This is a genomic window from Dyella sp. (assembly GCF_051954575.1).
Classification (GTDB): Bacteria; Pseudomonadota; Gammaproteobacteria; order Xanthomonadales; family Rhodanobacteraceae; genus Dyella_B.
On record NZ_JBQCHP010000168.1, the window covers coordinates 1 to 21,331 of the forward strand.

The 21,331-nt window shown below is 60.7% G+C and carries 12 protein-coding genes; 4 read left to right on the forward strand and 8 right to left on the reverse strand.

Going from position 1 to position 21,331, the window contains the following annotated elements:
* Positions 1 to 786: 786 nt before the first annotated feature.
* The 4 genes from flgJ to ACTHNE_RS19865 all read left to right on the forward strand — a co-directional run bounded on the left by flgJ (position 787) and on the right by ACTHNE_RS19865 (position 5,843).
* Positions 787 to 1,746 carry a flagellar assembly peptidoglycan hydrolase FlgJ gene (flgJ, locus tag ACTHNE_RS19850; protein ID WP_440270119.1) on the forward strand — a complete coding sequence of 320 codons (960 nt, stop codon included), beginning with the start codon at positions 787 to 789 and terminating at the stop codon, positions 1,744 to 1,746.
* A gap of 203 nt (positions 1,747 to 1,949) precedes the next feature.
* A complete protein-coding gene (gene flgK / locus ACTHNE_RS19855) occupies positions 1,950 to 3,845 on the forward strand; it encodes a flagellar hook-associated protein FlgK (RefSeq protein ID WP_440270120.1) in 1,896 nt (631 codons plus the stop codon).
* Positions 3,846 to 3,856: 11 nt separating this feature from the next.
* Complete coding sequence (gene flgL, locus ACTHNE_RS19860; RefSeq protein WP_324946525.1) at positions 3,857 to 5,098, forward strand: flagellar hook-associated protein FlgL; 1,242 nt, start codon at positions 3,857 to 3,859, stop codon at positions 5,096 to 5,098.
* A gap of 25 nt (positions 5,099 to 5,123) precedes the next feature.
* Complete coding sequence (locus tag ACTHNE_RS19865; RefSeq protein ID WP_324946523.1) at positions 5,124 to 5,843, forward strand: methyltransferase domain-containing protein; 720 nt, start codon at positions 5,124 to 5,126, stop codon at positions 5,841 to 5,843.
* Here ACTHNE_RS19865 and ACTHNE_RS19870 read toward each other — a convergent pair.
* The 8 genes from ACTHNE_RS19870 to ACTHNE_RS19905 form a co-directional block, all read right to left on the reverse strand.
* The gene (locus ACTHNE_RS19870; RefSeq protein ID WP_440270121.1) at positions 5,830 to 6,774 is read right to left on the reverse strand and encodes a bifunctional helix-turn-helix transcriptional regulator/GNAT family N-acetyltransferase; all 945 of its coding nucleotides are present in this window, start codon (positions 6,772 to 6,774) and stop codon (positions 5,830 to 5,832) included. The genes ACTHNE_RS19865 and ACTHNE_RS19870 overlap by 14 nt on opposite strands.
* Before the next feature lie 361 nt (positions 6,775 to 7,135).
* Complete coding sequence (locus ACTHNE_RS19875) at positions 7,136 to 7,669, reverse strand: TlpA family protein disulfide reductase (protein ID WP_324946519.1); 534 nt, start codon at positions 7,667 to 7,669, stop codon at positions 7,136 to 7,138.
* A gap of 114 nt (positions 7,670 to 7,783) precedes the next feature.
* Positions 7,784 to 8,617 (reverse strand): energy transducer TonB, encoded by an 834-nt coding sequence (locus ACTHNE_RS19880; protein WP_440270122.1) that lies wholly within the window; start codon positions 8,615 to 8,617, stop codon positions 7,784 to 7,786.
* A 119-nt stretch (positions 8,618 to 8,736) separates the two neighbouring features.
* Positions 8,737 to 9,114: a hypothetical protein gene (locus tag ACTHNE_RS19885; protein ID WP_440270123.1), complete on the reverse strand. Its 378-nt coding sequence runs from the start codon at positions 9,112 to 9,114 to the stop codon at positions 8,737 to 8,739.
* A 9-nt stretch (positions 9,115 to 9,123) separates the two neighbouring features.
* Entirely contained in the window at positions 9,124 to 11,067 is a 1,944-nt protein-coding gene (locus ACTHNE_RS19890; protein WP_440270124.1) for an RHS repeat-associated core domain-containing protein, read from the reverse strand.
* A gap of 92 nt (positions 11,068 to 11,159) precedes the next feature.
* Positions 11,160 to 13,667: a hypothetical protein gene (locus ACTHNE_RS19895; RefSeq protein ID WP_440270125.1), complete on the reverse strand. Its 2,508-nt coding sequence runs from the start codon at positions 13,665 to 13,667 to the stop codon at positions 11,160 to 11,162.
* Positions 13,668 to 13,702: 35 nt separating this feature from the next.
* On the reverse strand, positions 13,703 to 15,256 hold the full coding sequence (locus tag ACTHNE_RS19900; RefSeq protein WP_440270126.1) for a DUF6531 domain-containing protein: 1,554 nt from the start codon (positions 15,254 to 15,256) through the stop codon (positions 13,703 to 13,705).
* 589 nt (positions 15,257 to 15,845) lie between these two features.
* Positions 15,846 to 20,849, reverse strand: a complete 5,004-nt coding sequence (locus tag ACTHNE_RS19905; RefSeq protein ID WP_440270127.1) for a glycosyltransferase — start codon at positions 20,847 to 20,849, stop codon at positions 15,846 to 15,848.
* Positions 20,850 to 21,331: the final 482 nt, after the last annotated feature.

Consider the following 21,331-nt stretch of genomic DNA (forward strand, 5'->3'; position numbering starts at 1 on the left):
CCTTGCTCCTTCACCATCTGCACCACGCGCAGTTTGAAGGCGGTATCAAAAGTTCGGCGGGATGATCGTTTCATCGGTAGCGGTCTCGGATTGGGAATCATCCCTTATCGTGGTGTCCGAAACCATTAGACCAGGACAAACAGCGAAGCTGGCCCGAAGGGCGAAGGGCAGGATGCCCGGAGTCAAGAAAAGTAACCCAAAGAAATGGCCCAACAGGCTCACGGCATGGGAAGGTTAAAAAGCCTGAACGCTCACGTCTAGATAGAAAGTTAGTCTCCAAAGGTTCTACATTCCGGCTATTCCGCGAGGCGCCGGGGCGGGGGGGGGGCCAAACAGGGCGTGGGGGGGTGGGGAAATCGCAGGAAGTACTCCGCGCCCCCGCGCCCCCCACCCGCTGGGGGCTAAACCCCCGCCCCCAACCCGGCGTGGGCTCGTTAACCCCCTCAGCGTTTGGGCGCCTCGCGGAATAGCCGGGACGCATAACCTTGGGCGACCAACTTTCCGCATTGATGGAAACGTTCGGGCTTGTATCCCTCCTATGCCACGAGCCTTTAAGGCCATTTCTTTTGGTTACTTCTCTTTGGGCCAGCAAAGAAAAGTGACTCGAGCGCCTACGGCGATCGAAAGCGCCGCAGGCAATCGTCCACTCCCACGCGCAGCTACCGTCCTTCGCGGAATCACCTTCTCAAACGACAAAAACGTGAGGATCCGTCAAAGTTCAAACCTCAACGTCGCAATGCATGCATTCAGGAGGAGGTTGGGGTTTGCACCCCAACCTACGCACTGATGGCTGATCTCGGCAACGTCGCAACGCAAACGCTCAGCACCTGGACCGATCTGTCCGGGTTCGGCGCGCTGCGCCATCAGGCCGAGACGAACCAGAATGCCGCGCTGCCGGCGGTCGCCAAGCAGTTCGAGTCGATGTTCACGCAAATGCTGCTGAAATCGATGCGCGAGGCGAACTTCGGCGATCCCCTGTTCGAAAGCCAGGCCACCAATACCTGGCAGGACATGTTCGATCAGCAGCTGTCGCTCAATCTCGCGCAGCACGGCAAAGGCTTAGGTATCGCCGACATGCTGGTGCACCAGCTCGGCGGACAGGGCCACGCGCAAAGCAGCGAAACCAAAACCGCCGCGGTCGATCCTTCCACCACGGGAATGGTCGACGGCTGGAAGCAACGCCTGTTCGATCTGGCCGATGCCACACGTTCCACTGCTCACAAGGCGATGGCCTGGCTGCCCCCGGATGCGGAAACCTTCGTGCGCGAACTCGCGCCGCAGGTCAGCATCGTGGCGAAGGAACTGGGCCTGTCGGTGCGCACCGTGCTGGCGCAGGCCGCGCTCGAAACGAACTGGGGCAAACGCATGCCCACGCATGCCGACGGCAGCAGCAGTTTCAACCTGTTCGGCATCAAGGCCGGCGGCAGTTGGGACGGTTCGCGCGTCAGCGTGCCGACGGTGGAATACGAAGGCGGCATCGCCGTGCGCAAGCAGGCGCAATTCCGCTCCTACAAATCCACCGCCGAATCGCTGGCCGACTACGCCGAGCTGATCGGCAAGGACCCTCGCTACGCCCAGGCCCGCGGCCATGGCGACGACGTGCTTGGCTACGCGCATGCCCTGGTCGAAGGCGGCTACGCCACCGACCCGGCCTACGCCGGCAAGGTGGCGGCCATCGCCAACAGCGGCGCGATGCGGCAGGCGCTGGAGGCGCTCAAGAAAACGGTGGGGGTGCCGAATTTATGAGAGTCGAATTGCGCGGGTACCCGAATCCTGCCTCGGCGTCATTCCGGCGAACGCTGGAATCCAGGCTAAATATGCTGTGCGAAGCACTCGAAACAGATTTTTGTGTGCTTCGCACGACGTGTTTCAACTGGATTCCGGCGTTCGCCGGAATGACGGCCGGGCGAAACAGCGTTTTGTGCCATTGACCGAGGAAATGCGCTTCCATGTCCAGCATGCTCAACATCGGCATTTCCGGTCTCAACGCCGCCCAGGTCGCCCTGAGCACGGTCAGCAACAACATCGCCAACGCCGGCACCAGCGGCTACAGCGAAGAAAGCGTGCTGCAGGCTGAGGCGGTGACGTCGAACACCGGCCAGTACACGATCGGGTCGGGCGTGAACGTGGTCGCGGTGCAGCGCGCCTATAGCCAGTACCTGACCCAGGCCCTGTGGAGCAGCAGCAGCAGCCTGCAAGGCGCCACCACCACCAACGATCTCACCACTTCGCTCAACGGTTTCCTGGCCAACAGCGGCAACCTGCAGACAGCGCTGGACAATCTCTACGGTGGTTTCAGCAGCGTGGCCAATTCGCCGAGTTCCTCTTCGGTACGGCAGGCGGCATTGGGCAGCGCATCGTCGCTCACCACCGTGTTCAACACGCTGGGGCAACAGCTCAGCAAGCAGTCGACGCAGGTGAACCAGCAGATCGGCAGCACCGTCGGCAGCATCAACACGATTGCCGCGCAGATCGCCAAGCTCAACGGCCAGATCAAGCAGGCCGGCACCACCGGCAATCCGAATGCGCTGCTCGACCAGCGCGATACTTTGGTGCAGAAGCTGGCCGGCCTGACCGGCATTTCGGCATCCACCAACAACGACGGCTCGATCAGCGTGTACACCTCGGCCGGCGGCACACTGGTGAGCGGGACGCAAGCGTATGCATTGACCTCGGGCGCCAATCAATACGACCCGGGTAGCACCGATGTGTTCGACAGCGGCGGCAACGACATCACCTCGCAGTTGAGCGGCGGCACGCTGGGCGCGTTGATCGGTTATCGCGATACGGTGCTGCAACCTGCGCAGAATGCATTGGGACAATCGGCCATCGCGCTCGCTTCCAGCGTCAACGCGCAGCAGGCGGCGGGCCTGGATCTCAACGGCCAGCAAGGGCAGCCGATCTTCAGCGTGTCCTCGCCGGCGGTGTTGCCATCGGGCAAGAATTCCGCCAGCGCCGCAACGGTAAGCGCATCCGTCAGCAACGTCTCGCAACTGACCACGTCCGACTACATGCTGCGCTACACCGGTGCAGGGACCGGCACCAACGGCTGGACGCTCGCGACCACCAGCGGGCAGAACGTGGCGTTGACCGCGAACGCCAACGGCACGCTGTCGGCCGATGGACTCACCTTCAGCGTGTCCGGCACGGCGCAGACCGGCGATAGCTACGAAATCCAGCCGACGCGCGGTGCTTCCACTTCGCTTTCCATGGTGATGACCGATCCGAAAGGGATCGCCGCCGCCGCCGCGCTGACTGCCTCGGCGGGCACCACCAACACCGGCACCGGCAAGGTGGGTTCGGTAAGCGTAACCAATTCGGCCAACAGCAATTTGCTGGCCGGCGCCACCATCACGTTCGGCGCGGGCGGCAATTATTCGATGACCGATGGCGCGGGCAACACCACCACCGGCACGTACACGGCCGGCCAGCCGATCGCCGCCGACGGCTGGAGCTTGGCCTTGAATGGCGCGCCGGCCAGCGGCGATACCTTCAAGGTGGCCGCCAATGCCAGCGGCCTCAACGACAACAGCAATGCGCTGTCGCTCGCCGCACTGTCCGATGCGGGCGTGCTGAGCGGCGGCAAGGTGTCCGTGGTGGCCAGCTACGCCACGCTCACCGCGCAGATCGGCAGTGCCGGCAGCCAGGCCAGTGCCGAAGTCACCACGCAAACCAATATCTACAACCAGGCGATGAGCACGCAGCAAAGCTACGCCGGCGTGAACTTGAACCAGGAAGCGGCCAATCTGGTGCAGTTCCAGCAGGCCTACCAGGCGTCGGCGCAAGTGATCTCTTCCGCCGAACAGATTTTCACCAGCCTGATCACCGCCCTGCAACGAGGCTGAGGTTACCCGTCATGATGCGTATCTCCACCGTCTGGATGTATCAGCAGCAGCTCAGCACCATGCTCAGCCAACAAAGCACGCTGGCGCAGACGCAGAACCAGGTGAGCACCGGCAACGCCATCAATGTCGCCTCCGACAATCCCACCGGCGCCGCGCAGATCGTGGGGCTCAATCACATCCTGGCGCAGAACACGCAGTACTCCAGCAACATCAACAGCGCCAATACGCGCCTGTCGACCGAATCGACCACGCTCACTTCCATCAACAACTTGCTGAGCAGCGTCAACGACCTGGGCCTGGGCGCGATCAACGGCGCGATGTCGCCAACCGATCTGGGCAACATGGCCACGCAGCTCACGCAATACCGCAACCAGCTCGTGCAGCTTGCCAACACCACCGATGCGAACGGCCAGGCGTTGTTCGCCGGCACCAGCACCACCACTGCACCGTTCGTGATGAACAGCAGCACCGGCGCGGTGACCTACGCCGGCAACGACCAGCCATCGTTCACCGCGATCGGCAGCGGTTTGCAGGTAGCCAGCGGCGATGCCGGCAGCCCGATTTTCATGAGCCTGCCGGCCGGCAACGGTTCGTTCGTATCCAGCGCTGGCAGCGGCAACACCGGCACGCTGGTGGTGGGCGCCAACAGCGTCACCAATACGGCGGCATGGAGCGCGGCTACTGCCTCCGGCCCGGTCAACGACACCATCACCTTCGGCGCCAACGGCAGCTACAGCGTGACGGATGCATCCGGTAATCCAGTTACCGACAGCAGCGGCAATCCCGTTACCGGCACCTATGCCGATGGCGGCAGCATCAGCTTCAACGGCATCACCATCGGCATGAGCGGCACGCCGGCGGCGGGCGATACGGTGAAGGTGCAATCGGACAATGCGTCCAACACGCAGGACGTCTTCACCACACTCAACAACATGATCGCCGCCTTGCAAAGCGGCGGCAGCACCACCGCCATCAACAACACGCTGAACCGCCAGCTCGAATCGCTCAACCAGGCGATGAACGCGGTATCCACCGCGCAGGTGTCGGTCGGCAGCCGCATCGACACCCTGCAGCAGCAAAGCGGCAACTATTCCGATCTCGATCTCACTTACAAGAGCGCACTCTCGGACGTGCAGAACGTCGACATGGCCACGGCGATCAGCAATCTCTCCTTGCAATCGACCGCGTTGCAGGCTTCGCAGCAAGTGTTCGCGAAGATCCAGGGCACCAGCCTGTTCGACTACCTGCGCTGATACACCATTCATTCAAGGGCTCGCCATGCTTCGCCACATCGTCAAAGACTATCGGCTGATCGATCCGGTCAACACCCAGCTGCTGCCCGGCGGCGAATCGGCAGCGCCCAAGGAATTGATCTTCCATGCCATGCCGGACAACGCGGCCAATGTCGAAGTGCTCGACATCGGTTTCGGCAAGGGCGGCCTGGGCGAACTGATCAAGAGCCACCCTGCGACCCGGCACTGGTCCGTCGATGGCGTGGACGGCTTCGAAGGCGCGTTCAACAACCCGGCGCTGTTCGAGCGAAAGATCTATCGCAACCTGTGGCACGGCCTGGCGCAAAGCATCCCTTCGGATCGCTTCGCCAAATACAACATCATCTGCCTGCTGGATGTGATCGAACATCTGTCGGCGGAAACCGCCAAATGGCTGCTGCGCACCCTGCTCACCAGCATGGGCAACGATTCGTTCCTGTTCATCAGTACGCCGCTGTGGTTCTACCCACAGGACAGCCAGCAAAGCGGCGACCTGGAAGAACACCTGATCGGCGTACCCGCCAGCTCGATGATGGCGCTGGTGCCGATGATGTACGCCGTCAACCCGCCGCTGATCGGCGGCTTCGTGCTCGGCAAGCGCAGCCTGGATTTCATCGAGTTCTTCCAGCCGACCACCGACAAGAGCTTCTCGTACCAGCGCGGCACGATGCTGGCGAGTGCGACCGGTTTTCAGAATGTGCCGGGCAAGTTGTTTACGCTGAAGTAAGGTCGCGCGCCCACACTTGCCCCACCAGATCATGGCCGAAGCTGTGATGCGCCTCTTCCGATACCAGCGTGAATCCTGCCGCCTGGTAGATGCGCCGGGCCGAGACGAGAATGTCGTTGGTCCATAGCAGCATCCTTGCGTAGCCGGCGCTTTGCGCGAAGGCGACGCATTCGTCCACCAACCGCTTGCCGATGCCCAGGCCGCGCGCCTTTGGATCGACCAGCAGACAGCGCAGCTGTGCGGCAGTCCGGTCTTCCGCGTTGCGCACCACGAACACGCAGCCGACCCGTTCGCCATCCACTTCGGCCACCCACATGCGTTCCCTGGCGGAATCGTGCTTGCTGGCGAACTGGGCGAACAGCGTGGCGACAAGCGCTTCGAATTCACCGTTCCAGCCGAATTCGTCCGCATACAACTGCCCGTGCCGTTCGATCGCCCAGCCGATGTCGCCGATACGATGCGTGCGGATAACGATGCGGGTGTTTTCATCGGCGGGCGTGAGCAGTTGCCGCACGTCGCGCATGCACGTTAGCAAGCGATGCCGCGCCGGCTCCGACAGGCCGGCAAGACGCGACGCCGTCAGCGTATGGGAGGCGCGATCAAGCGTGCGGAATGCCTTGCGACCTTCGGCGGTGAGCGACAGCATCCATTGCCGGCCGTCTTCCTTTGAGGGCTTGCGCGCTACCAGCCCCTGCGCCATGAAGCCCTGCACCATGCGGCTCAGGTAACCGGCATCCAGCCCCAGCAATTCGCCGATTTCGCTGGCGGTGACAGTCTTGCGCGTGCCCAGCTCGAACAGCACGCGAGCCTGCGTGAGCGTGAAGGGGCTGGCCAGAAGTCCTTCGTCGAGCACGCCGATCTGGCGCGTATAGAAGCGGTTAAAACTGCGAACGGCCTCGGCCTGCTGCGTAAGCGATTCGGAGACGGACATGGGGCATACCTCGCGATCGGTCGCCGAGAAGGTACGTCCATATAGTTGACTCAGTCAACTATTGATGCGTAGGCTGGGGTGCAAACCCCAACATCGCAATCCACGCATGCATGGCGAGTTGGGGTTTGCGCCTCAACCTACGAAGAACGGTGCTTACCGCTCAAGCCAATGCCATGCCGGCTCATCCAGCTCCCGTTGCCCGATGATGCGCGTCTGGCTCAGTAAGCTGGAGTAGGTTGGGTTAGCGCAGCGTAACCCAACAATTCCTCGTTGAAGCATTCTGCGAAACCTGCCCGCATCTGTGTTCGAGGTCGCAGGGATGCGGCGAGGTATCCCAAGAGTCGTTTGAGCGCGCACCATATCAAGATGATGGCGAGGCCACAGTTTGCGCGGGTTTCGCCAGCAAGCTGTTTATATCGCTGGCAATGCTGTCCAGCATGTCGTCACTGTAGCCCACGTAGACATAGGCCACCTTGCCATCGCGGTCGATCAGAAACGTGTTAGGAATGCCGTGGATCTGATAAGCCTTCCCAACCGGGCCCGGGTCGAAGGTACGAATCAAACTCGGCGTCTTCTTCGCCAGATAATGATCGAGCTTGAGAAAGGTATCGCGATCGTCCCGATTTACGGCAACCACCTGCAACTGCTCCGGACTGACAAGCTTCTGGATGCCCGCCAGGCTCGGCAATTCCTCCTGGCAGTAGTGGCACCAGGATGCCCAGAACGTAACCACCACGACCTTGCCGTGCATGTCGCTCAGGTGGACGGCGTCTTCCGCGCGCGTATTGCCGAGAAAATCCGGCGGTGTGTCGCCTGGTGCGAGATGGGCCTGGGCCGCCGTAACCAAGATCCACAATGGTGCTGCAAATAGGCAGCGTTTAAGGATCGCGTGCATATTTCACCCTGAATTACGTAAAAGTGCCGAACAACATATAGCGACTTCAGATCGCACGCTGATGCGTGACCGATATCATGCAGCGTGCATTCTTCCACCGTGGAATCTCTTGGTTCACGGTCCTTCAGGTGGGGCGAGCAGAGTCAGCTCTCTGTCAACCTGGGCAATGCCGCCAGCCGGAATCGCGTCAGGGGATGTATATGACGGCGTTTGTTTCAACCAGGCAATGGGCAAGCGAGGGCCGGGTACATAGGCTTCCCATTGCCCATATTCTCGCCGAGGAAGGCCAACGCCATACATCTCAAAATTAACGGGTATCCGTACGTACCAAAATGAATATTTCGCCTGGTCCCCACTGGTTGGAATAGTGTAAGTCCAATACTTGGCCGTCTTTATGGCTGCATTGGCGAGCACGTCCCTGTATCGCTTCATGTCCTTTTCATCGCCACGCGCAGTGAGGTTGACCTGCTCCGCGGCGACGTTCTTGGTTGAGCCATCCTTTCCCACTTGCACCAGCAGATAGACCGTGCCGCCCACTCCGGCTTCTGCGGCTTCGATTGGATAAACAATCACCCTGCGCCGTAACGACTGAACAGAATTCGCTGAATCACCGGACTCCGTAACATCGACGCCAGCGATGCCCACGCGGAACTGCTTGCCGTCCACGGGCTTGGCAACCAGTCGCATACTAAAATCCGCCTTGACCGGCTTGCCACTTGTCACCTTAAACCGCCACGCAGTCATTGCTTTCACAACGACTTTCGTCACCACATCCTGCAGTTTCTCCGGATGATCAAACGTATAGCTTCGAATGCTTCCATCCTGCGAAACTTCTATCTTACCCGTAACGAGCATGCTTGCTTCGGCTTCCTGCGACGCTGCGTAGACCGACGTGGCTGCGAAAAAAATGTTCATGAGAGCGAAGGTGGCGGCGATCCGTCGTTTCATGTTTGTTTCCTTCGTTGGGATCAATATTTTGATGATGGAGTGTGGTTAATGACGCTAGGCAGATTGAGCGGATTAAGTTAGGAAGTGCAAATATCGGCATTTTCGAGCGGGCATTAAATTTATTTATATTTAGTAGTTTGAATCCATTTTGCAAAATCAAGCATGGTAGTAAGTGTCGGCAGTTTTCCTAGGTTTTCTCGTCCTACCCATTCACTGAGGGCGTCATCGCCCTTTCCCAGATCCCAACTATCGATGCTACTCAGCGCCTTCAATGTATCGTCAGGTTTGATGAGGCGTGGGTCGATAGAGAATGCTTCACCAACCTTTGACCAGACCTCATTGAACACACTGAATGAAATTTGGTCAGGAATTTCCGCGTAAATTTCCTTAAGTTGTTTCGGTTCACGTCCTTTTAGGAAGGACTTTCGAGCCCGCATCCTGAAAAACAAGATGCTGAATGCGAAGAGCAACAATAATATCAGCAGCAAAAATCCCATGATGCTTCCTCATCGGCAGGAACAGCTTGAGTTCGAGTCCTGGTTTGAATTTGAGCTCGCACTTGGACTTGGAATCGCATAAAAAAGGCCTTCCATCTCAATTGTTGCATCGTACATACCAATTCCAACGGTAGCCACCCCAATAGCTGAAGATCCTAGGCGTGGTATCGCACTACCCATGGCTCTCACGCCAAAACCGCGCAGCACGCTAGTTAACGGATTAGATGATCCAAGCAACGCTCCTCTAAAGCCTGTGGCCGGTGCCCAGGTTTTTGGCATAACCCCGCCCATCATGCCTGCTGCATATGGCCCAAGGTTAATTCCATATTGATCAACGAAATTTGCGTAATCGTTCCAATAATTGGACCAATTGCGTGATTTACAGCTCTTTAGGCCAAAAGGGTCCGTATAGGAAAGTGGGTTACCCTCGACATAGGCATAGGAATTGATGCCCCCATCCAAACCGATTGGATCGCTTTCCAAATACCTTCCTAGCACCGAGCTATAGTCACGAAAACCGTTGTACCAGACACCCGTTTCCGCATCGAAATACTGCCCCGGAAAGCCGATGTTGAACGGCACCCCCGCGTTGTTGACCACCACTGTCCGGGTAAATGCCTGGTTTTGGGCGCGCCACACCACCGTCTGCGCGGCGTTGCTCATCACCTCCGGGCGGCCTACCTGGTCATCGTGGATGGCTAGCATCTGCGTCCCATACAGTCGACCGATCAAGCGGCCATTGAGCCAGACGTAGTCGACCCATCCGCTGCCTTGGTTTTCGGCCAACAGTGAATTGCTCTTATCGGCTGCAAAGAAGGTGGACGCGCCGGACACGATTTTTTCCAGACGCTGGCCTTCCGGATTGACCACGTAGCTGCTCGCACCGGCCGCAACCATGCGATTGAAGGCGTTGTAGCTGAAGGTGACGACGCCATTTTGCGTGGTCAGGTTGCCGTTCGGGTCATAGCCGTAGGTATTGTTTAAACCACCCGATAGCGCGGTGAGCTGGTTGTTGTTCGCGCTGGTGGTCACCGTGGTGGCGCTGCCGTTGACCACCGCGTTGAGGCGGTTGCCGTTGGCGTCGTATTGATACGCTTCGTTGTCCGCGCCCGAATACACCGACGTCAGGCGCGACATGGCGTCGTAGCCGAAGTCCTGCGTCATCGAACCGTCGATGCCATTGGTGATGCCCGTGATGCGGTTGGCGGCGTCATAGGAGAAACCGAGGTTCTGCACGTTGCCGGCGGCAATGCCGGTCAGCCGGCCGTCCGTATCGTAACCCAGGGTATTGACGATGCCGTTGCTGGACGTCCACTGCGACATGGTCGCGCTGCCCGGCTGGTAGGTGATGGCGGTGGCGGCGTTGGAGACGTTGCCGCCGATGTTCACCTGCACGGCGGACACCACGCCGTTGGTATAGGTATAGAGCGCCTGGTTGCCGTCGGGATAGACCACCGCACTGAGCTGGCCTAGCGCGTTGTAGCCGTAACCGAGCGAATAGGTCGTGCCGTTGACGGAAAAGCCTCGGCCCGACAACCAGCCTTCCGGCGTATAGGTGTATGAGGTGGTGCTGTTGGCATCGGCGGCAGCGCAAAGACGGCCGATGCCATGGGTGCAGCTGTCGTAGCTGAGCGTTTGCGTTTGGCCGCCGGCGCTGATGCTGGTGCGGCGGTTGAGTGCATCGTAGCCGTAGCTTGTGACGGTGCCGTCGTTGCGCGTCATGCTGGCGACGCGTCCGTAGCCGTCGTAGCTGAAGCCGGTGGTGCCCGTATCCGGACTCACTTGCTGCCAACGCTGGCCCAGACCATCGTAGGTATAGGAGGTGACCAGTCCGCGCGGATCGGTTACTGATGTGAGGTTGTTGCCCGCATCGTAGCTATAGCTGGTAACGATGGTCTGGGCCAGCGCCGTGTGCACGGGCAGGGCGGCCATGCTGCTTGCCAGAAGCAACATGCAACGATGGTAACGGCGCATAGCTAATCCTTGCTTGAGCGAAGAGCCCAAAGACGCGACGGGAATGATCGAAACCAGGGACACATAGCGGATCATCCGTTTATCCCCTGGGTCTCTGCCGTAAGCGTGCAGGTGGAAGACGATACGTTCGCCCCGGCGGCGTTGTAGAAGTCCACCCGTAGCTGGTAGCTGCGGCCGTGCGTGGAAGAGGCCTTGGTATACGAATTGGTCGTGTAGTGGCTCGACGGATTACCGCTCAATGCAGTCGGTGAGGGGGCGCCATTGGTTACCGTACCACCCGAATCCGTATCGCCAGCAGGAACGCCAAGATTGGTCCAGGTGTATTGCACCGTGACCGCCGTGGTTGGGACGGAACCGGAGGCCTTTACCGTATTACCTGAAGGCGCAGCACCATACACTTGCCATGTGCTGCCGCTGATCAGGAAGCCGATGGTTGCAACGCCTCCGGTGCCGCTGATGGAAGCGAACTCGCTGTAACTATTGCCGTCGATGGCTATGGGCACCGGTATGGTTACTACCGTATTGCTGATTCCACTCCATGGTCCGCAGCCGCCCGCATTGCACGCCTGGACATGATAACCATAGGTCGCGGTCCCTCTACCGCTGGCGCCCCAGCTGGTATTGCCGCCAGCCTGCACGGTGCTCCACCCGCCTCCATTGACCTGCTCTTGCAGGGTGTAGCTGGTCGCCCCGCTTACACCCGTCCAGCTCACCGTGTAGCTGCCGGTGGCGTTGGTGGATGGCGCACTGAGGCCAGGCGCGCTTGCGGGAGGAATCGTTACCGCGACTGCGCTGCTGGCTGTCCACGCGCTGCAACCACCCGCATTGCAGGCTTGCACTTGATAGCTGTAAGTGCCGGTCGCGCTCTCCGCCACCGCCGTGCTGGTGCCACCTCCGCTGTAGACCGTATTCCAGCCACCCGCACCCAACCGATGTTGCAACGTGTAGCTGGTAGCGGTACTGCTGGCCGACCAGCTCACCGCCACACTGCCTGAGCTAGTAGCCGGCACCGTGAGACCGGCCGTCGCCGGCGGTGGCAACAGCACCGTTACACTGGCCACGACACTCCACGGGCTGCAGCCGGAACCGTTACAGGCTTGCACTCGATAGCCGTAGCTACCGTTGCCCTTGCCGCTGATCGCCCGGCTGGTGGTGCTGGCGGTCTGGATGGTGTTCCAACTGCCGCTGTTGATCTGCTCCTGCAGGGCGTAGCTGGTGGCGCCGGTGATGGCGCTCCAGCTTACGGTATAGCTGCCGGTGTTGCTGCTGCCGGGTGCGCTCAAGGACGGTGCCCCAGCCGGCTCATTGACTGGCACAGTGAAGCTGCCGGAGTTGTTGAGCAACAAGTTGGCCGCCCCAACCGGGGATATCCCATAGATGTAAATCGCCTGGCCTGCGTACTGCCCGCGCGTGGTCGTCGACAAGGCAATACTGAAGCGATAGCTGCCGCTGCTGACGCTGCAGGCATTGGCCACCGCCGGCTCACTGCTCTGGTTGGCGATGTAGCGACCAACGAACGTGCCGCTTCCGTACGGACCACCCACGTACAGGTCCACGTTGATCGATTGCGCCAACCCGGTGGAGCACGCCCAGCCGCCAGTACTTGCATTGCCCGATCCATCGATAGCAACGCCGTCGATGTAGCCGAAAATTTGCGTGACGTATACGGTGGCCGTGCTGCTCCATGGGCTGCAACCGGTCGCATTGCAGGCCATGACCCGATAGCCATAGGTGCTGCTGCTCTTACCGCTTGCGCCCCAACTCAGGTTGGCGTTGTTCTGGATGGTGTTCCAGCCTCCTCCATTGACCTGTTCCTGAAGAACGTATGCCGTCGCCGCGGTGATGCTGTTCCAACTGATGGTGTAGCTGCCGTTGGCGCTGTTCCCTGGGCCATTGAGGGCGGGCGCCGTAGCGGGTATGGAGGGGCTGGCGCCGCCGCTTTCGCTTTTCTTGGTAACGCGATCGAGCGCGTCGTATTGGTAGGCGATCGTATGGCCGACCGCATCGGTCGTCGACAACACGTTGCCGTTGCCGTCATAGGCGTATGTGAGGCTTTGCCCATGCTGGCCGAGCTTCTGGTAGATACGGCCGAGCGAGTCGTATTTATTGGTTTCGACCAGTGTCGTGTTGCTGCCGCGCGCAACGGTATGACTGGTCACCTCGCCATTGGCGTCATACCCGAAACTTTCGGTCGAGGTACCGTCCTTGTCGTTGTGCGTGATGGACATGACACGCATGGTGGCCGGATCGCGGTTCCAGGTAGTGACCTGTCCATCGGGCCCGGTCAAGGTATAAAGCTCGCCGAAGCCGTCGTAGGCGTAGGTCCAGGTGGCAGAAGATCCGTTCGGGTATGTTGTTTTGGTCGCCACGCGCCCGCGTGGATCGTACGTATAGTCGGTGACATCGCCGTTCGGGCCCACGATATGGCCCGCTTGACCCAGTCCGTTGTAATTGCTGTAGGTCGTGGTTTGCCCGAGGCCGTTGCTGAACGACGTGAGGTTGCCTAGTGCATCGTACGAATAGGTATCCGTATCGCTGTTGTTCGGGGAGGGATGGACCACCGTCTCGGTCTGCACCATGCCGTTGCCATACAGCGTGTAGCCGTAAGTCGTGGTCAGCGTCTGGTTGGCAATGCCATTGTCAGGTTGGTGACGGATACGGAAGCCAGGCGGTTATGTGCATCGTAGGTATAAGTGGTTTTTCTAACGCCTTCGATGGTTTCGCTGAGCTTGCGGTTGAGGAGCACATTGGGGTCCCACGTGTAATCGGTGGTGCGGGCGTTGGGCGTGCCGTAGGCTTCTGTTTCGGTCTGCAGCTGACCATTGGTGGCATAGGTGTAGGTATGCGTGTTGCCGTTGTTGTCGATTTCCTCTGAAACGTGGTCGTTGGCATCGTAGGAAAGACCATGCACGGTCGCGCCGCAGGTTTGTACCGCGTCGTCGCCGACCAGGCTCAGCTCGCCATTGGCTACGCCACCCGCGCCGTTGGTTCCGGCATAGGTGTGCGTGGATTGATGACCCAGCGGATTGGTGATGGTGGCAACCAGCACTCCACTGGCGTCGGTGGCGTAGCTGACCGAGGTGTTTTCGGAACCATCGGCAAGATGAGTACCCGACGCCCAGCCGTAGTAAGTGCCGGCTGTTGTGACGTAACTAGTGTAGTCGTGAGGGGTGCCGTTGTAGTCCACCTCGCTCAGCACGGTCGGGAACGGCGAGACCGGTAGCGAAGTGTATTTGAAGGACACGGTGGTGGATGGCGAGCCCGGAAAACTCAGCGACGAAATGTCGTTGACGCTTCCGCCATTGCCACCGTAGACGATCGTATATGCGTTGCCAGCCGGATCGGTAACGGTCTGGGTGACTGTCACAGGCGATGTTGTCGCTACCGATGTCAGCCGGATGGATTGGCCATTCGTGTGGGTAACGGTCGTAGTGCTGCCCGATTTATTGATCGTCCAGCCTACGCCGGAGGCATCCGTGATGGCGATGAGGTTGCCATTGGCGTCGTAGATCTGGGTGGTTGCATCCTCGTCATGGAAGACGTAGTGGCCCGTCGACGCATCGAGCGTGAGCGTGGTGATATTTTTTGGGTCGGGAGGCGGACTTCCTGAGTCCACGCCGGCTTTGCCGAATTTGAACTTGGATCCATCCGGGCGATAAACGCTGAGAAAATTACATGACCCGGTCAGGTTGGGGGTGTCCTCGCAGTTGAGGTCCAGCGAATAATCCAGGTTGGTCGACCAGTTGAAGCCACCTACGCGGGAGGTGTTGTAATAGAGGACGAGCTTCAGGCCCATCTCGCCGGGCATCGCAAAGATAGGATAAGTCTCTACCTTGCTGCCCGTTTTGGGCAGGATGGGATCGGCCACCGTATCGCATGGGTCTTGGGTGGTGCTCTGGGTTGGCTGCTTGTTCGAAGTGAGGAACTCGTGCCCGTTGTGGACCGTGCCACTGCCGGTAGGGAGCGAAAGGAAACCCACAGCGGAGCCCCACGTGCCAACATTACCTGCCGTGATCTTGGGAGGTATGAATCCAGGAGCGTTTATCGTAGAAAGTACCGGACCTTTCGGGGCGGCCGGCGGGGCGTTTATCTGTTTGATGGTGGTGTCGTCCTGCGCGAACGCCACTCCCACCATAGACGAAAGGATCAGCGACAGGCCCGCGAACAAGCCGGTCCTCGATATACGCTTCGTTGCAAAGAGCATCCATCCCCCTAAATTTGAACACGCGCTTTCCGTGCCTTTGTCACGAAAAACGGATAATCGGCAAGCAACAGAAAACCATTCCGGTTATTGCCGGATTCGCGCGCCCCAGCCGCACTGCAAGTTCATGCACGGGTGTTCCATTGCGCGTCGACAATGCCGTGGCAGCAAACCAGGCACGCAACAATCAACCACAAGCATGGCCTGCTTTGCGAAGGTAGATTGCCGTGGATTTCCCCTATTCCCTGTCTACGTCGCGCTTCGGCGTCTGATCATTCCCTGTCCCCTGTGCTTGGGTGAACCATGCGATTGACTTACGAGGTGTTCCCCATTCTGGGCGCACGGGGCGCGATGTCAATAGGCTGTGAATGCCGCATCTGCTATGCAGGGCCGCGCGCCAGTTGTCATGATCGTCTATCTGATTGCGCGCAGAGGACGGTAAGGGCAGCACGTAGGCTGGGTTAGCGCAGCGTAACCCAGCAAGCTTGCATCGAGCGACCAACATTGCTGGGTTACGCTGCGCTAACCCAGCCTACGGATCTACGGAACAACTGGATCAATTCGGCAACCACGCATCGCGCCACGCCGTCAGTTTGTCGCCTTCCAGCAACCAATCCCTGAGCACCGCATCGCGCAACGTATCACCGATCTTCGCGGTCGCATCCAGATCGTCCAGGTGCATGCGGATCGCGCTCACCCATTCCTTGTAGCGATTCTTCACGCGCGTCACCGGCAAGTCGCCCTGGTAGGGAACGATATCGGTGCAGATCACCGGGAAGCCGCAGGCGCCGTATTCGAGCAGGCGCAGGTTGCTTTTGCATTCGTTGAAGGCGTTTTCTTCGAGCGGTGCAAGGGCGAGGTCCAGATTCAATGAAGCGAGTTTGCGCGGATATTCCTCGATCGGCACGCCGGTGTGGAACTCGTGCACATAGGGGCGCAGTTTGTCGGGGCACATGCCGAAGAAGACCCATTCCACTTCACCGGCAAGGTCGCGTATTACGTCGGCGATCAGTTCCAGGTCGCCGCGGTGCGAGGAGCCGCCGCCCCAGCCGACGCGCGGCTTGCGGCTTACGCGTCGCTGCGGGGAAAGGTCCTTCCACCAGTCCACCGGAAGGCGGTTGAGCACCACGCGGATGTCGCCGTGGAAACCTTTGAATTCGTCAGCTAGCGCGTCGGTGGAAACCACGAAGCGATCCACGGTGGACAGCGCACGGCGCAGTGACTTCACCACATCCTTGGGCATGATGCCGTGGAACATGCTTTTCACCGGAATCTGCTGGATCAGGTCGTCCAGTTCGAACACTCTGAAAGCGCTGGAATAATCGCGATAGTTTTCCAGCAGCTTGATCTGGTGTTCGTTGATCTGCCGCTGCAGCACCAAGGACGTGGGCTGGAAGCGTTCCATGGCGACGGGTGTCAGATGCACGCCGGCGATCACGCCTTCGACCATGCCCTGGCGCTGCATCGATGCGAATGGCTGGCGGATGCGGTAATGGCCGCAGCCGTGTTCGTCGGCGGCCACGCAGAACATGCGCGGCAATAACGGGCTGGCGAATGGCTGCCAGGCCTTGCTGCGCAGCGGGTCGAGTTCGAAGCCGGAGCCTTCGGTGCTGAGGTTCACGCTGTAGGCCGGATCGCGCGCAAGCAGTTTCAGCCACTTGCGGTACATCGCGCCCTGTTCGCCGCGGAAGCGTTTTTCCTTGGCCTCCTGCGCGCTCTTGTCGACCTTGTTCTGGCTGACGTTGCCGATGTGCATCAGGCGCGCGTACGGTGTCCACACGGTGAGGTAGCCGGCCTGCTGCACTTTCAGGCACAGGTCGACGTCGTTGTAGGAGACCTTGAAATCCTGCTCGTCGAAGCCGCCGACTTCTTCGTAGACCGCTTTGCGGATCATCAGGCAGGCCGCAGTGACCGCGGTGTAGTTCTGGTCCACGCGCAGGCGGTGCATATAGCCGTCCGCTTCCATCGGTTGGCCGATGAAGGGATGATCGGCCGGTCCGCGCAAGCCCAGCACCACGCCGCCGTGCTGGATGCGGCCGTCGGGGTAATGCAGCTTGGCGCCGACGATGCCCACTTCCGGTCGCTGCGCATGGTTGAGCAGCGCTTCGATCCAGTCCGCATGCAGCACGGCGGTGTCGTTGTTGAGCAGGATCAGGTATTCGCCGCGTGCCTGCGTCGCGGCGAAATTGTTGATCGCCGAATAATTGAATGGATGCGGATAGCGCAGCACGCGCAGCTGCTGGCTGTTCAAACGCTCGATGCCATCGAGATACGCGCAGGCGGCCGCCTCGTCGGTGTTGTTGTCGACGATCAGCAGCTCGTAGTTGAAGTAGCTGGTCTTGGACAGCAGGCTGTCGATCAAGCCGTTGAGCAGCGGCAGCTGGTTCTTGGTCGGCACGATGATCGACACCAGCGGCTGCCGCGCATGCTGGTACACCACGCGGTTGAAGCCGGGCAATGCGCCGGCTTCCAGGCGATGCGGAATGCGGATGCGCGAAAGATGGCCGGACACGATATCACCGCTGTGCGCCTTCACCGTCTCGGTCCCCAGCCAATGACTGTACGGCAGCGCGGCGCGGTACATCACCTCGCCGATATGGCCGATGGCCTGCAGGCCGTCCGTCTCGATCAGGCGGAACAAAAGGTCGTAGGGCGCCATGTCGCCGTAGTGCACGGCGAGGCCGCCCAGTTCCAGGCAACGTTGCCGTGCAAAGCCTAGTGCGCGGCCCACGTAGGGATAGCTGCGCAACATGTCCAGGTTGAAGTCAGGCTTGAAGATCGGCTGTTCGAAGGCCCCGCTCTTTGCTTGCGTGTCTTCGTCGGCATAGACCGCGCGCACATACGGATGCGCCACCACGCGTTCGGCCAACAGCAGCAAGGCCGCCGGATGCAGCAGATCGCCCGCGTACAACAATTGCACCCAGTCGGCATCGCTTGCGGCGATTTCATCGTTGAGCCGCTGCATGGGGTCGCCGTTGTTGCTGAGCACGCTCACGTGGTAATGCGGGTACTGCTGCGCTTCCAGGCTGGCTTGCGTGGCGCGCATGGCATCCACGTCGTTGGCCTGGTCGATCACGATCACCTGTATCTGCGGCGAACCGAGTGCCTCGATGCGGCGCAGCGCCTGTGCAACGGCTTGCTCGCTGAGCTGCTGCTGCGCCTGCCACTGCTTGTAGAGATTCGAAGGCGGCGGTGGTATCAGCCATTCCGGAATGATCTTCAGATGGCGGTCGGTGCGGTTCCAGCAATCGCCTTCGTGGATTTCGCGGGCGAAGGCCTCGTTGATGTTGCGGCCGTGACCGATCCATTCCGCCGACGCGTCGAGCATCAGGCGCTTGCATAGCCAGGTCACGCGTTCAAGCGGCGAAGCCAGGCCGAGCAGCGCTTCCAGCCCGGCTTCGTAGGCGATCTGCCACAGCCCGACATACACCGGAATCTGTTTCTCCACCGGTTGCCGTGCGCGCCATTCGCTGCCGCGGAAGACGAGGCTGTCGCCATCGGCGTCCAGGTACATATGCGCAGGCAGAGCGTCGATCCACTCGCCAGGAATCTTGTCGTCTTCGCCCGCCTGCTCGTAGACCAGCGCGCTCCACTTGCGCAGCAAGGCGACCAGCAGGTCGGCGCGTTGCTCGTGGATGACGCGGCGAATCAGCACCAGCAAGGAGCGTCCGGCAGCGAGCGGGTACGGCTCGCGCACGGGGTCGAAGGCCGAGCCGGTCCACCTGGATTGCGGCGACAGCGCGCGCGGCGCGACCTGTACGCGGCCCTTGTGCAGCAGGTATTCGGTGACTGTGTTGCCGGCGGGCACACGGTTGTCGGCGAAGCTTTGCGCCTGCACGTCGCGGCGCAATAGCGAAGGCGCCCCGCGGCGATGGGCGATCAGCAGCAGTCCCGGCGCGTAATCGGCCAAGGTGCCGGCTTCGAAATGCATCTCCCATTGCATCGCTTCCGCACCGGCTTCGCGCAGCAGCGGGCGTTGCGCGATCAAATCATCCAGCCGCAGTGCGGGAGCGGCGTCCTGCGCCTGTGCGGAAATGAGCACTTCCGGCAGCAGCGCGTCGGGGAAGGCGAGCCGCACGTCGATCGCGGCAAGACCGGCGGCGCGCAAGGCCGCCTCGATAGACGCCCGCGAAGGAACATGTTTTTGTGCGGGCGAAGCCTGGCGGTTGGGTGTGACCAGGATCAGGCTGCCGTCGGGTTTCAGTGCGCTTGCGGCGATAGCGATGGCGTCGCGCACGCTGGCGCCGCGGGGCCATGCCTCGGCGTAATCGTCCGCAATCGTCAGCATCACCACGTCGTAATCCGGCCGCAATGCCAGCTCGCGCAGGCTGGCCTGGAAGACGCGTGCCTGCGAGCAATCGCGCAGGCGCGCTGCGGCGACGCGCGCCCAGTGCGGCGTGAACTCGATCGCATCCACGCTGCAGCCACGCTCGGCCCAGGCGCGTGTCAGCACGCCGCCGCCGCAGCCGATCTCCAGCACACGCGTGCCGGCAGGGAATGTATCGAAGGCCTGCAGCAGATTGGCGCGCCGCGGCGACAGATGCAGCGCGCTGGTGCGGCTATGGATTTCCTTCGCCAGTACAGGCGAAAACACGCTGGTATCGTCTGCTTCGCGCACCAGGTCGTACAGCGCGGTGGCGACCGGATGGATCGCCTTGTGCACGGGACGGTCGCGCAGCGGCAAATGCCACACGCCTTCGTCGTTCTGCACGAAGGCTTCCAGCGGCCAGGCGGACGGCAGCACGCCGAGCTGGGCGATCACCCGCAGCACGATGTCGTCATGCACGCTGTTGAGAATCGCTTCGTGGGACAGGAACTCGCTCCAATCACGCGCGCCGCCGCCATCGGCGAAGCCGCGATTGAACTTGTGCCGGCATTCTTCTTCGGACTTGCTCCAGTAGTGATTGATGCGTAGCGCATCCACCGACACCTTGGCGGTGAAGGGGCCGTCGATCGGCTGCCGGTTCTCGTCCACCGCGCGCGCGTTGTCGGCGTACACCATGTAGTGCGCGTTCTTGCAGCCCACCACCCGGGACGGCTGCACGATACTTTTTATATGTGCGTTCTCCGAACGGTAGCTGCCGTCGGGCAGGCGCAGATGCGCGTACTGCACCCCGCCGTTGAGCTCGCCGCGGCGCAGGTAGTTCTCCAGCACGCCGCCTTCGGGCTTCTGCGTGTGGCCGGACGAACCGAACATCACCCAGTTCACGCCGACAGCGGGGTGGTCGGCATAGTCGGCCAGCACGTCCGGCAAGAGTTTGGCGTTGGGCGAGAACAGGAATTCGTCCACGTCGATGAAGGCGATCCAGTCCGCCTCGCCGCCGTGCGTCTTCAGGCAGTGCTCGTAGGCCTGCAACTGTGCCGGATGCTGCGGCCATTCGTGCAGCACTACCGCGCCGGAGGCCAGCTGCGGCTGCAGCGCGTCGAGGTAACGATCCGAGCTGTTGTTGTTGTAGAGATAGAAGCGTTCCACGCCCATGAGCTGATGGAACTCGACCCATTCACGCAGGTACGCCGCCTCGTCCTTGAACACCGCGCAAATCGCAAGCATGCAACGCATGTGGTTTCCTCGTCTTTATCGATGGCGCGGGCGCGCGGGGGCGTCGGAAATCTGACGCTTCCGGCGCGCGGGTGCCGGGTATGCGAGGGTGGGAGCAATGTTGGTGCCAATGAACGTGACTCCCTCTCCCTTCCGGGGAGAGGGTTGGGGTGAGGGGCCAACCTCGCGGGGAATTTTTTGTAGGTTGGGGTGTAAACCCCAACATCGCCATGCCTGTGCATTGCGCGATGCCTGGAAATTGCCTGCGGCGCTTTCGGCCCTTGCGGACCGAGTCACTTTCTCTTGCGTGCCCAAGAGAAAGTAACCAAAGAGAAGGCACCCCGAGGGGGCGCTTGGCGGGCATCCATGCCCGCCAAGTGCGTGAAGGGTGGGCGGGGTTTTTCGACAGCCCATCCGTGGGCTGACGAAAAACAAGCCGACATCCATGCCGGCTTCCCTGCGGGCTGATCCGCCCACCCTTCACCGCCCCCTAGGGGCCCCGA

What these genes read in the sequence shown, in the direction of transcription:
- ACTHNE_RS19865 (WP_324946523.1), top strand. Translation starts at nt 5,124, where the DNA reads ATGCTTCGCCACATCGTCAAAGACTATCGGCTGATCGATCCGGTCAAC.
- flgK (WP_440270120.1), top strand. Translation starts at nt 1,950, where the DNA reads ATGTCCAGCATGCTCAACATCGGCATTTCCGGTCTCAACGCCGCCCAG.
- flgJ (WP_440270119.1), top strand. Translation starts at nt 787, where the DNA reads ATGGCTGATCTCGGCAACGTCGCAACGCAAACGCTCAGCACCTGGACC.
- ACTHNE_RS19870 (WP_440270121.1), bottom strand. Translation starts at nt 6,774, where the DNA reads ATGTCCGTCTCCGAATCGCTTACGCAGCAGGCCGAGGCCGTTCGCAGT.
- flgL (WP_324946525.1), top strand. Translation starts at nt 3,857, where the DNA reads ATGATGCGTATCTCCACCGTCTGGATGTATCAGCAGCAGCTCAGCACC.
- ACTHNE_RS19905 (WP_440270127.1), bottom strand. Translation starts at nt 20,849, where the DNA reads ATGCGTTGCATGCTTGCGATTTGCGCGGTGTTCAAGGACGAGGCGGCG.
- ACTHNE_RS19875 (WP_324946519.1), bottom strand. Translation starts at nt 7,669, where the DNA reads ATGCACGCGATCCTTAAACGCTGCCTATTTGCAGCACCATTGTGGATC.
- ACTHNE_RS19885 (WP_440270123.1), bottom strand. Translation starts at nt 9,114, where the DNA reads ATGGGATTTTTGCTGCTGATATTATTGTTGCTCTTCGCATTCAGCATC.
- ACTHNE_RS19890 (WP_440270124.1), bottom strand. Translation starts at nt 11,067, where the DNA reads ATGTTGCTTCTGGCAAGCAGCATGGCCGCCCTGCCCGTGCACACGGCG.
- ACTHNE_RS19880 (WP_440270122.1), bottom strand. Translation starts at nt 8,617, where the DNA reads ATGAAACGACGGATCGCCGCCACCTTCGCTCTCATGAACATTTTTTTC.
- ACTHNE_RS19895 (WP_440270125.1), bottom strand. Translation starts at nt 13,667, where the DNA reads ATGGTGCAGACCGAGACGGTGGTCCATCCCTCCCCGAACAACAGCGAT.